The sequence below is a fragment of the Pseudoteredinibacter isoporae genome, from assembly GCF_040372805.1.
Classification (GTDB): domain Bacteria; phylum Pseudomonadota; class Gammaproteobacteria; order Pseudomonadales; family Cellvibrionaceae; genus Pseudoteredinibacter; species Pseudoteredinibacter isoporae_A.
The window spans coordinates 32,179-44,798 of record NZ_BAABWJ010000008.1 but is presented as its reverse complement, the minus strand read 5'-3'; the positions used below and the strand labels follow the sequence as shown (position 1 = coordinate 44,798).

Annotated in this window: 10 protein-coding genes; 3 read left to right on the top strand and 7 right to left on the bottom strand. The window is 49.0% G+C overall.

The annotated features are described in order from the left end of the window. Nucleotides 1-293: 293 nt before the first annotated feature. The 6 genes from ccoP to ABWW03_RS15035 all read right to left on the bottom strand — a co-directional run bounded on the left by ccoP (nucleotide 294) and on the right by ABWW03_RS15035 (nucleotide 6,292). Nucleotides 294-1,187 (bottom strand): cytochrome-c oxidase, cbb3-type subunit III, encoded by an 894-nt coding sequence (gene ccoP / locus ABWW03_RS15060; protein WP_353409871.1) that lies wholly within the window; start codon nucleotides 1,185-1,187, stop codon nucleotides 294-296. A 15-nt stretch (nucleotides 1,188-1,202) separates the two neighbouring features. Next, entirely contained in the window at nucleotides 1,203-1,394 is a 192-nt protein-coding gene (locus ABWW03_RS15055; RefSeq protein WP_353409557.1) for a cbb3-type cytochrome oxidase subunit 3, read from the bottom strand. Nucleotides 1,395-1,411: 17 nt separating this feature from the next. Beyond that, a complete protein-coding gene (ccoO, locus tag ABWW03_RS15050) occupies nucleotides 1,412-2,023 on the bottom strand; it encodes a cytochrome-c oxidase, cbb3-type subunit II (protein ID WP_353409555.1) in 612 nt (203 codons plus the stop codon). A gap of 18 nt (nucleotides 2,024-2,041) precedes the next feature. Continuing rightward, nucleotides 2,042-3,484, bottom strand: coding sequence for a cytochrome-c oxidase, cbb3-type subunit I (ccoN, locus tag ABWW03_RS15045; protein WP_353409553.1), 1,443 nt, complete (start codon nucleotides 3,482-3,484; stop codon nucleotides 2,042-2,044). Between the two features lie 276 nt (nucleotides 3,485-3,760). Beyond that, nucleotides 3,761-4,984, bottom strand: a complete 1,224-nt coding sequence (locus ABWW03_RS15040) for an argininosuccinate synthase (RefSeq protein WP_353409551.1) — start codon at nucleotides 4,982-4,984, stop codon at nucleotides 3,761-3,763. 378 nt (nucleotides 4,985-5,362) lie between these two features. Then, a complete protein-coding gene (locus tag ABWW03_RS15035) occupies nucleotides 5,363-6,292 on the bottom strand; it encodes a flagellar protein MotY (protein WP_353409549.1) in 930 nt (309 codons plus the stop codon). Between the two features lie 186 nt (nucleotides 6,293-6,478). Between ABWW03_RS15035 and pyrC the strand changes: the two genes are divergently transcribed. The 3 genes from pyrC to ABWW03_RS15020 all read left to right on the top strand — a co-directional run bounded on the left by pyrC (nucleotide 6,479) and on the right by ABWW03_RS15020 (nucleotide 10,508). Beyond that, nucleotides 6,479-7,513: a dihydroorotase gene (gene pyrC / locus ABWW03_RS15030; protein WP_353409547.1), complete on the top strand. Its 1,035-nt coding sequence runs from the start codon at nucleotides 6,479-6,481 to the stop codon at nucleotides 7,511-7,513. 33 nt (nucleotides 7,514-7,546) lie between these two features. Beyond that, the gene (rnt, locus tag ABWW03_RS15025; protein WP_353409869.1) at nucleotides 7,547-8,200 is read left to right on the top strand and encodes a ribonuclease T; all 654 of its coding nucleotides are present in this window, start codon (nucleotides 7,547-7,549) and stop codon (nucleotides 8,198-8,200) included. A gap of 298 nt (nucleotides 8,201-8,498) precedes the next feature. Beyond that, nucleotides 8,499-10,508 (top strand): methyl-accepting chemotaxis protein, encoded by a 2,010-nt coding sequence (locus ABWW03_RS15020; protein WP_353409545.1) that lies wholly within the window; start codon nucleotides 8,499-8,501, stop codon nucleotides 10,506-10,508. Between the two features lie 61 nt (nucleotides 10,509-10,569). On the opposite strand, the gene ABWW03_RS15015 is transcribed toward ABWW03_RS15020, so the two are convergent. Next, on the bottom strand, nucleotides 10,570-12,525 hold the full coding sequence (locus tag ABWW03_RS15015; RefSeq protein ID WP_353409543.1) for an alpha/beta hydrolase family protein: 1,956 nt from the start codon (nucleotides 12,523-12,525) through the stop codon (nucleotides 10,570-10,572). Between the last annotated feature and the right edge of the window lie 95 nt (nucleotides 12,526-12,620).

Below are 12,620 nucleotides of genomic sequence, written 5' to 3'. Positions count from 1 at the left end.
CCGGTTTGACGCCAAGGTTGATAGAAATGACACCATTGTAAAAGCTGTGCTCCAAGGGCTTTTTCTCCCGTTCACAGACTCAGACTTTATGGCGCGAATGTTAAACCTTTTGGTACTTTAACACTAGCTTATATACATGCATTTGCTTGCACTGGATCAAGTAAAACCCGAATCCTTTCCCCCGTTATTTTTACGCTATCGGCAAGCTTGTGTATTAACTGAATGATTGCAGATACAAAAAACGCCACACTGATCACTCAGGGTGGCGCCTTGCTCGCTATCGATTAATAAAATTAATCTTGAGACAAGCTGTATACATACGCGGTCAACATACGAATCTTGTCGGCACGAAGCTTGTCAGCCTGAGCTGGCATAACGTTCGCACGACCACTACGTACCGAGTGACGAATGCCTTCTCCGGTACCTTCGTACAACCAGATGCTGTCGGTCAAGTTGGGCGCACCCAACATTTTGTTACCGGTACCATCCGGGCCATGACAAGCCACACAGGTCGTATTGTAAACCTGCATACCTTTCTCGACTTTACTGTCATCATGCTCCTGGCCGGACATTTTCAGAACGTATTCAGCCACAGCAACAACACCGTCTTCACCGATCACATCACCCCAAGGTGGCATCGCACCGTTACGACCATGGGTAATACTCATTTCGATTTCAGCCGGTGAACCGCCGTACAACCAATCTTTGTCGGTCAGGTTCGGAAAGCCCACGTTACCGCCACCATCTGCGCCATGGCAGACCGCACAGTTGTTAGAGAACAAACGCGTACCGATCTTCATTGCTTTCGGATCGTTAGCGATGTCTTCGATAGACATGTCCTGATACTGGCCAAAAGTCTCGGAATATTTCACATTGGCTTTTTCAACTTCAGCTTCCCACTGGCCGATAGAGGTCCAGCCCAGGAAACCTTTCCAGTTACCCAACGCAGGGTACAAAGCAAAGTAAATAGCACCGAAAATCAGAGTGATCACAAACATCTGGAACCACCACTTGGGCAGTGGGTTGTCATACTCTTCAATGCCATCGTAAACGTGGCCAGTGGTTTCGTTTTCTGGATCGTCTTCATCGTTCACAGCAACTTTCTTGTTCGCGAACAGAACCCAGCAGATCAAAACTAAGTTGGTCAAGGTCAGTAAAATTACCCACCAACTCCAAAATGTAGTCAACATATTCAAATACCTTTATTCAGCGTTGCTGGAACGAGCGTCTTTTTCTGTTGCCGACTGTTGATGTTCCTCTTCGTCAGCGAACGGTAAGTTTGCAGCTTCATCAAATCCCTTCTTACGCTTGCTACTCCACAACCAAATCCAGGTTGCAATAAAAACAATCATCAAAAAGACGGTTGATATGCCACGCCAATCGTTAATATCCATAACGCTTTACCCAGTTATTAACGCTTCTGTTTCAACAACAAACCCAGGTTCTGCAAATACGCCACCAAAGCTTGAATTTCGGTTTTGTCTTTTACAGCTTCCTCAGCACCTGCAATATCTGCATCGGTGTAAGGCACACCCAAGGCACGCAATGCTTCCATTTTCTTAGGTGTGACCTTGTGATCTAACACATTGTCAAACAACCAAGGGAAAGCAGGCATGTTGGATTCAGGGACTACATTTCGTGGGTTGTACAAGTGTGCACGATGCCACTCATCAGAGTAACGACCGCCAACACGGGCCAAGTCTGGACCGGTACGCTTAGAGCCCCACAGGAATGGGTGGTCATAGACCGACTCACCCGCCACTGAATAGTGTCCATAACGCTCGGTCTCAGAGCGGAATGGGCGCACCATCTGGGAGTGACATACGTTACAACCTTCACGGATGTAAATATCACGACCTTCCAGCTGCAAGGCAGTGTATGGTTTCAGACCTTCAATCGGCTCAGTCGTCGCTTTGTTAAAGAACTGAGGCACGATTTCAACCAGCGCACCGAAACTGATGGCCACGACCATCAGGATCATCATCAGGCCGATATTTTTTTCTACTTTATCGTGATTCTTCACGGTTATCTCTCCTCTACCTTACGCTGACTGAGGCTGTGCAGCCGTTGCATTTTCAGATTCAGCTTGGAATGTGCGGTAGGTGTTATACGCCATAAAAAACATGCCCAGCAGGAAGATAAAGCCACCCAGTACACGAACATAGTGACCGGGGTAACTGGCTTCTACAGATTCTACAAAGCTGTAGGTCAAGGTGCCGTCAGCATTGAATGCACGCCACATCAAGCCCTGCATAATGCCGTTTACCCACATGGAGGCGATGTACAGTACAGTACCGATGGTTGCCATCCAGAAGTGCATATTCACCAACTTCACACTCCACATATCCTTGCGACCCAGCAAAGCAGGAATCAAGTGATACAAAGCGCCAATAGACACCATAGCAACCCAGCCAAGCGCGCCGGAGTGTACGTGACCAATTGTCCAGTCAGTGTAGTGAGACAAAGCGTTTACTGTCTTGATAGACATCATTGGACCTTCAAAGGTAGACATACCGTAGAAAGACAATGAAACCACCAAGAAGCGAAGTGTTGGGTCAGTGCGCAGTTTGTGCCATGCGCCAGACAGGGTCATGATGCCGTTAATCATGCCACCCCAGGACGGAGCCAACAGAATCAGGGACATCACCATACCAACACCTTGAGTCCAGTCAGGCAAAGCCGTGTAGTGCAAGTGGTGAGGACCAGCCCAGATGTACAGAGAGATCAAGGCCCAGAAATGGATGATGGAAAGACGATAGGAGTAAACCGGACGCTCAGCCTGCTTCGGTACGAAGTAATACATGATACCCAGGAAGCCCGCTGTCAGGAAGAAGCCTACCGCATTGTGGCCGTACCACCACTGGATCATTGCATCCATCGCACCGGCGTAGGCCGAGTAGGATTTGGTCAACGTGACAGGAATCGCCGCTGAGTTCACTACGTGCAGAATCGCTACGGTCAGAATAAAGGCACCGAAGAACCAGTTCGCCACATAGATGTGGGAGGTTTTTCGTTTGATGATCGTACCGAAGAATACAATACCGTAGGACACCCAGACCAACGTGATCAGAATATCAATCGGCCACTCCAACTCAGCGTACTCTTTGGAAGAGGTCATCCCCAATGGCAGCGTCACGGCGGCCAATACAATCACCAGCTGCCAACCCCAAAAGGTAAACGGTACCAAAAAGCCACCCCATAAAGGTGCCTGACAGGTACGTTGTACTACGTAATAAGAGGTTGCAAACAGAGCACAGCCACCAAACGCAAAAATAACCGCATTGGTGTGTAATGGGCGCAAGCGACCAAAGTGCGTAAACGGTTGCATAATGTCATTCAGCTGCGGCCAGGCTAGCTGTGACGCGATCAGTACGCCCACCGACATTCCGACCACGCCCCAAACGACGGTCATCACGGCGAATTTACGTACTATATCGTAGTTGTATGCCGGCTGCTCACCAGCGGTTGCCAAGTTACTACTCATAGCGACTTTCCTAATTGATTTTAAGAATTGAGGATTCTTTTTTGATCAAACAACGTCCTGTTTCACCGTGGGGGGACTCAGGCTGTCACTGGATACTTCTTTAATTACCCCAATGCACCGCAAATTATCTACGATGTCAGGTTTATATCACTTGATTACGATCAACAAAGACCGGCTACCGGCGAGCAATTTTCTTCCTAGATGGCCTGCAGGCTAAATGCGGTCTATCCCACTCCATCCATGGAGTATGGGCTAATTATTCACTGTTGCCAGCTTTTATAAGTTATTTCGACCTTTATCGGCCGCAATTCGTAAACGCAGAGAATTTAAGCGAATAAAGCCCTCAGCGTCCTTCTGGTCATAGGCGCCTGCATCATCTTCAAAGGTTGCGATCGCCTCATCGAACAGGCTATCGGCACTGCGACGCCCGACGACAGATACGCCGCCTTTGTATAGCTTCACACGCACATCACCGTTCACATGCTGCTGGGACTCATCAATGGCGGCTTGCAGCATTTTGCGCTCGGGGCTCCACCAGTAACCGTTGTAAATCAATTCCGCATACTTGGGCATCAGCTCGTCTTTCAAGTGAGCGGCTTCACGATCCAATGTCAGAGATTCGATGCCACGGTGCGCTTTCAGCATGATTGTGCCACCGGGAGTTTCATAACAACCGCGGGATTTCATGCCGACGTAGCGGTTTTCAACGATATCAAGGCGACCCACACCGTTTTCACCGCCGACCTTGTTCAGGTACTCAATAACCGTGGCCGGGCTCATGGCTTCGCCATTGATCGCAACGATGTCGCCTTTTTCGTAGGTCAATTCCAGATAGGTAGGCTCATCTGGCGCCTCTTCTGGAGAAACGCTCCAACGCCACATTTCGGCGTCATTAGCTTCCCACCATGGATCTTCCAAATTGCCACCTTCATAGGAGATGTGCAGTAGGTTAGCGTCCATGGAATACGGGGATTTCTTTTTACTGCTGGCGAAGTCCACAGGGATATTGTGTTCTTCACAGTATTTCATCAGAGTTTCGCGGGAGGTCAGGTCCCACTCACGCCAGGGGGCGATAACCTGAATACCCGGCTTCAGTGCGTAAGCACCCAGCTCAAAGCGTACTTGGTCATTACCCTTACCGGTCGCACCGTGGGAGATCGCATCAGCACCGGTCTCATTTGCAATCTCGATCAAACGCTTGGCAATCAGCGGACGGGCAATCGAGGTACCCAGCAGGTACTCACCTTCGTAGATGGTGTTCGCACGGAACATCGGGAAGACAAAATCGCGAGCAAATTCTTCGCGCAGATCGTCAATATAGATTTCTTTCACGCCCAGGGCTTCGGCCTTGGCTCGCGCCGGCTCCACTTCTTCGCCCTGGCCGATGTCGGCAGTAAAGGTCACTACCTCACAGTTATAGGTCTCTTGCAACCAACGTACGATGACGGACGTATCCAAACCACCGGAATAGGCCAACACAACTTTCTTTACTGAGGACATAATTGTCTCCCGCTATGGATCGATAATTCTGGCTTGCATCTTACAAAGCCGATTATTGCCCCAGGTTCTTCCCTCGGGCGGATGGCTGTTGGTCGCCATTTCGTTTCGCAGTCTTCAACTCAGGCCAAATTATGGTCTAAAAGTAAGCATTTTGCGCAAATCTGACCTAAAATTTGGCGCACGTATTATACATAGGAGGATAAATATTTCACAGAAATATCCCTATACATTAGAGCAAAACTTCTACTACAAATGGGATAGGGCCCACCGAGAAGAATGCTCAGCAAGCCATATTGAAGACCAAAGCTTACAGAAAAGTTTCCATCCAGCACCTGCGGCGCCGGAAAAACAGAAGGGGAAACAGCTTAATATCAGATTTCAGCGCGAAGCGACGTCCAGAGAGGCCTCACCCTTTTCCAGTCTTACCGTAACCCGCCGATTGGCTGCGCGCCCTTTGGCGCTGCGATTAGAAGCCACCGGGTAACGCTCACCATGCCAGCGCACCTGAATTTTATTTTTATCCAAGCCGGCCCTCAGCAGATAGTCAGCCACCTGCTCTGCACGTTTTTTCGACAACTCAAGGTTCTCCGCCATAATACCTCGGCTATCGGTATGGCCGTCGATGTAATAGGTAGAGACTTCATTATCGGCCTTCGCGTAGATCACAATGCGATCCAGGGAGGCCTTCTGCCCTGCACTCAGGGTTTCTCTCGAGCCGCCAAAATGCAGAGTCGTTCTCTCTACCTGATCAAAATTAACTGGCAACAAGCCAGCAACACAGCTCAGATAATTGTCGTAAACCGGGCGGTAGTTCAAAGAGTTAAACGCTACGGACAGCGATTCTTTCGCGCCATACCAAGGCTTGCGGGTAATCACTACCTGCTGCCCCCGGCCCAGCTCCGCCATGATGCGCTCAGAGAGCCTGGGGCCCAATGTGACAGGACGCTTGGATTCCACCACATCGATATAGCCAAGATTCTGCACGGCCGACCGCGGCTTCCAGACCGGACCGGTGATTTGCAGCGCCCCCTTGCCCCGCTTGAAGAAAACGGTTTTGGTGTCTAAAAAGAATTGCTGCTTCTCGCCAGCTCGCCGATAGAACACCACCTGACCATACTCCGGTACCATCTGACTCATGCGGCATTCAAAGATGGAAGATTCACTCTCCCAATTAGCCTTATCAAAACCGGCCTCGTAACGCATGGCCTCGGCTCGACCCACCAGGAGAAAACAGAAAAACACCAATAAACACAAGGCTGGCAGACCAAGGTCCAAACGGCGCATAATTTTTACTTGCTGCCTTGTCATACCCCTACCCTCACAATCTATGTCGTAAAATGCTCGCTAATAAGCGATTTCGGTGCCTTCGACTAAGAATATCGGCATCTAGCTAATGTGCTTTAGCCTTGATTTTGGTAGGATGCCGCGTCACAGCGCAGACATTACTGCCATTTGTGAGACCTGATTCAGCCTAAGAGCACACAAGGACCCTGCATGAGCCAAAGCCTTACTATTTGTCGCCCCGATGATTGGCACATCCATCTACGTGATGGCCAAGTTCTGGAGCATACAGTACCTGATGCCGCCCGTTATTTTGGACGCGCCATTATCATGCCCAATCTGGTTCCACCGGTGATTCGAGCTGAACAAGCTCTGGCCTACAAAGAACGTATCCTCGCAGCACGCCCAGCAGGCTCTTCTTTCGATCCTTTGATGGTGCTCTATCTCACTGACAACACCCGTGCCGAAGATATCGCCCGAGCCAAAGAAGCCGGCGTTGTTGCCTGCAAGCTCTATCCAGCCGGAGCCACAACCAATTCCGATTCCGGCGTGACCGACATTAAAAACGTCTATCCCGCACTGGAAGCGATGCAAAAACACGGCATTCGTTTTTGCCTGCACGGCGAAGTAACAGACAGCAGCATCGACATCTTTGATCGCGAACAACGGTTCATCGATTCAACCTTGCAGCAGCTGAATAAAGATTTTCCGGAGCTGAAAATGGTTCTGGAACATATCACCACCAAAGACGCCGCAGACTTCGTCAATGCCGCAGGCGAGAACATGGCGGCGACCATTACCGCCCACCACTTACTCTACAATCGCAACCATATGCTGGCCGGTGGTATTCGCCCGCACTACTACTGCCTGCCAATTCTCAAGCGCTCCAGTCATCAGGACGCCTTGATTGCCGCTGCATGCAGTGGCAGCCCAAAATTCTTCCTGGGTACTGATTCAGCCCCGCACGCCAAACACGCCAAAGAAGCGGCCTGCGGTTGCGCTGGAGCGTACACCGCCTATGCGGCAATCGAGCTGTACGCGGAAGCCTTTGAAGACGCCAACGCTCTGGATAAGCTGGAAGGTTTTGCGAGCCACTTTGGCCCAGATTTCTATGGCTTGCCCCGTCATGACGATACCATCACCCTGGTTCGTGAAGACTGGACAGTGCCCGACAGCATGGACTTTGGCGACAGCGACCTTGTGCCCCTGCGCGCAGGTGAAACTCTACGCTGGCGTGTAGCCCAATAAAAACGGATTCACTAAGGAGCAAGTGTGGCAGTCATGACCCCGGCCGAAGAAACACCGGAAATTAAAACGCTTTTTGCACAACGCTTTCGCGGATTTTTACCCGTGATCGTGGATGTTGAGACCGGCGGTTTTAACGCCCATACCGACGCCCTGCTAGAAGTCGCCGCGGTGACCCTACGCATGGATGACGACGGGACACTTCATCGCGATGAAACTTTCGCCTGCCATTTGGATCCATTCGAGGGCGCCAACATTGAGCAATCGGCTTTGGATTTTACGGGCATCGACCCATCCAGTCCGGATCGAGATGCACAACCTGAAATGATTGCCCTACCGGAAATTTTTTCCTCGATTCGCAAAGCGGTGAAAGCCAATGGCTGCACCCGAGCGGTAATGGTTGCACACAATGCCCACTTCGACCTTGGGTTTATCAATGCCGCCGCCGATCGTTGCCAGATTAAGCGCAACCCCTTTCACCCATTCTCATGTTTCGACACCGCCACACTGGCCGGTCTCGCCTTTGGGCAAACCGTACTAGCGAAAGCCTGTGTCGCAGCAGGCATGGAATTCAGCAACAGCCAAGCTCATAGCGCGGCTTATGACGCTGAAAAAACGGCAGACCTGTTTTGTCTGATCGTGAACAAATGGCAATCCATGGGCGGTTGGCCTCTGCCTGAAAATGGCTAATCTCTTGATGGTATCCAGGCAGCCACTGTGGCCGCCTGGACTGATAGCCTAGCCCCACGAATTCCTTTCTTTTAGCACCCGATTCCTCCCCCTTTCTTTCTCACTCCATATGGCAGTCGTATTTACGCAGTTATTTTTTTGACAACAATCTGCAAATTACTGCGCCTTAAAAGCGAACGTCAAAAGGCCTAAGTTAATGGCCTAAGCAAAGTAAAATTTATCGCCAGCTTTTTGTTCATTAGCGAAAGCCATCCTATAGTGATTAATACAACATAATTTAAAGATTAGGGTGATCAATATGCGCTTATCAATTCACGCGAAACTGCTCGCGGGCTTTGCGGTGCTTTTAATCTTAACCGGGATCAGTAACGGTTACCTGTTCTACAACATTAGCAACATTGCCAAAATAGAATCGCGCCTGAATCATTTGCGTAAACCCACGGTCATTTCTGGGCTTAAGTTGGAAAACGGCATTAACATCACGCTTGCTGGTTTACGCGGGTATATCATATTGGGTAACGACACGGCCAAAGCACAAAAATTCAAAACTGACCGCGCCAATGGCTGGGCATTGATCGACCGCAGCATGTCTGAACTGGAACAACTCTCAACTCATTGGACCGATCCCAGCAATGTCCAACGGCTCCAACACATGAAGAACACCATAGAAGCGTTTCGCCAAGCTCAACAAGAGATTGAAACCATCGCCCACACCAATGGTAACATTCCTGCATTGGCGCAACTGAATTCAACCACTCATCCTGCAGTCAACATGGGCGCCGATGCTTTGACCCAAATGACTCAGGCATCAATCCACTCAGGTCAAAGTCCGCATATTACCGAGAATCTCAGCCTCAGTATTCGCAGCCTGCATTCAAGCATGGCGAGTCTACGCGCCTTTGTGCAAAGCGGTAGACAGGTCGATCTCGACATGCACCACCATCAATGGCAAGAAAACCACACACTGTTCGAGACACTTAATCACTCAAGCAATCGATTAGATGCCCACCATTGGGAACGCTACAAAGAAAGCCGACTGCAATTCAAAAACAGCGCGGACCATATTATTGAATTGAGACAGATGCCCAACTGGAATTTAGCCAACCACTGGCTAGGCAGCAAGGCCGCCCCCAAGGCCATCGCCATTCAAGAAACTTTACGGAAGATGCGCGACAACCAAAACCAATTAATGAAAAGTGATGTCGACACATTAGCCAACAACATCCGATTCTCACGAGTTACTTTGGCCACAGCTGCTATTCTTGCATTCTTTCTGGGATTGCTTATCGCAGTCAGCTTGAGCCGGTTTATTGTCGGAAAAATACAACAAATACTCGCTGTCAATAAAAGCATCGCAAACGGAAATTTAGATTTTCAGGATATAAACATGAATGGCGATGATGAATTGGTTGACCTTGCCAAAGCCACCAACACGATGGCCGACAGCCTGCGCAAGCTGTTACACGAAGTACAAAACGCGACCAGCAGTCTGGCCTGCGCCGCAAAACAACTTGCCAACAGCTCAATGAGAACCAATGAGGGAATGGAGAACCAGGAGAAGATCAGTGAACAAGTTGTTACCGCCATGACGGAAATGTTTCGAACCGTAGAAAACATGGCACAAAGTGCATCTATGGCCGCTGAGGCTGCAAATTCCGCCGACCAGGAATCTCGCGATGGCTACGCCATCATGGAAAACAATATGTCTTCCATCAACATGTTGGCCCGGCGGATTGAAGGGGCATCAATCACCATCGAAACTCTGGAAGAAGACACCAAAGGCGTAGACGCTATCGTGCAAGTGATCAACGACATCGCCGAGCAAACCAATCTGCTTGCCCTAAATGCCGCGATTGAAGCAGCCCGTGCAGGCGAACAAGGGCGCGGATTCGCTGTTGTGGCAGACGAAGTGAGAACACTCGCCGGTCGCACTCGAGACTCAACGGGCGAAATCAATGCCCTTCTGGAGAAATTAAAAGATGGCGCACTGCAAGCGGTGAATGTCATGAAACAGGGGCAACAGCAGACCCATGAGAGCGTCGCAAGTGCTGAAAGCACCAGCAATTCTCTTCAAAGCATCACTCAGTCGGTGAGCACAATCAACTCCATGAACACTCAAATAGCCTCAGCCACAGAACAACAGAACGCTGCAGCAAAAAACATGAACGATAGTATTGAACGAATTCGTTGCGAGACCCAACAAGCCATTAACAATATGCGAGAAACGGACGAAGCCGCACAACTGGTGGAGGAATACAGTCATAAACTGAACCAGGTTTTGAAAAATTTTACACTCCCCTCCCTTTGAGCTTCCTGTATTTAAAAAGGCAGCTAAAGCTGCCTTTTTAAATACCCAATCAAGCAATGAATTATAAACCACCCGGTCCACACTCATTCTTCAGGAATGAGATAATCGACTCATATAGAAGTTTTTGGTGCTCATACTCCAATGTATCATAGAAATGATCTGCACCTTTCAGCTCTACATATTTGAAGGGTTTGCCTTGATCATCAATTGCCTTTCGGTACTTCACGGCATGAGTTACGGGCACTCGCTGATCAACATCACCATGAATCATCAGCAAAGGAATATTCACCTTTTTGGTTTCATCTATGGGATTAATCGCTCCCAAGCGATACTTCAGCTGTCGCTCTTTCTGCACACCACGCAACCTCGAACGATAATAATTCACTTGCATGGTCATGTCCGCAACGGCAGCACCGGCAATACTGCATTGATAAATCTGTGGCGTACGCGAAGCCGCAACCAGCGCTGCATACCCTCCATAGGACCATCCATACATGGCCAGACGATCTTTTTCTGCCCAGCCGCGCTTCACCAGTTCCAACGCAGCATCATCCTTATCGTCTTGCATTTTAAAGCCAGCCTCACTGCCTTCAATAAACGCCGACTTATGGAAATCAATACCATAGTTAAACGAACCGCGATACTGAGGCTGAACAACCATATATCCATTGTTCGCCAGCATCTGCGCCCACTCATCATAGATCACAAGCTCATCCACAAACGGGCCGCCATGAGGCAATACAATCGCGGGGAAAGGAGGCTTACCATTGGGCACAGTTACATAGGCTGCCAAATCACGTCCATCGCGAGACTTAAATTTTATGTATTTAACATCGGCAAGCTTCTCTGCTTCAAGTAAAGGTTGCTCACTGCCCACTTTCTGAAACTTACCTCGATGCAACAAGTAAAAGGAGCCCGGATCTCGAGGGCCGGTGTTGTAAATCATCAAGGATTGATTATCTTTGGTCCGACTCAACACTCTCACATTGTAAGCATTGGGAACCAACCCCTCTAACTGCCGGTAAACTGCGGCTTCCTGTGCATTAAAATATTCATAATGCAATTTATCCGTCGCATAGCTGACAGCAACGACCTCATCACCTGACGTCCAATCATTGCTGTGAAAACGAACCCCTCGCACATCGACATCATTGCGACGATAAATTAGCTCTGTAAACGCTTTCTTGTTTGAATCAAATTCCCACAAACCTTCTTTATCGTGACCATTGTTTGCCACAACAAAAAACAAATGGGGATTATTGACATCAAAACCCACCACCTCGAAATTCTCGTAGCTGTGTTCACTCAGGCGATACAACTCTGTCCAGTCGGAGCTGCCCGACTGGCGGTAATACCAAACGTAATACCCTTTTTTAAGATCAAAGCCGCGCGCCAACCAGGGATTTCCGCTGTTATCAAACTCCACCTGCCCTAAGGCAATTTTTCCTCGCAGTATCAGACGCTTTCTACCCGTTTTCAGATCCAGCTCATAATACGCGGTTGGCCGAAAAGGTTCCGAAAGCCGATTGTTTTCAAACTCTCCAGGGATAAAGGAATAAATAACTTTTCGTGGCTTATTCGGCAACAAGTGCACAATCGAAGCGCCAATTTGCTCGTACTCTTTGAACTTCTTATTATTAATATTCACCGATGCCAGTTTGAATTCAAAAACCCCCTGATTAAAGCCTTCAATTTTGTCACGCACTTTTTGACGTAAACGCATAACAATATCGTCGTTCGTTGCCCAGTAAATATTCCGGACTTCCATCGGGTCAGCATTGATACGGAAAGGCTTGGCGGACATATTTCCGGTTTTATAGACTTCCACAACCGGATCGCCATCTTTTGAGGGAATGGTTAATACTGCAAGACGCTTTCCGTCAGGGGAAAGCCGAGCGTCCATCACCACTTCGCGTAACGCAAAGTAATCAAGTGGATAAGGTTGATTAGCCAACGCAAAAACCGAACACAAGCAAGTTGCACTCAGCAGCACTATGCATGAAATATACTTAACCATACAGCCTCCATTGCTCATTAAGCGAGTGATTTTCATACAATCACTTTATCAATCATACAGGCATAAAAAAAGGGGCTTACGCCCCTTTTCATGTA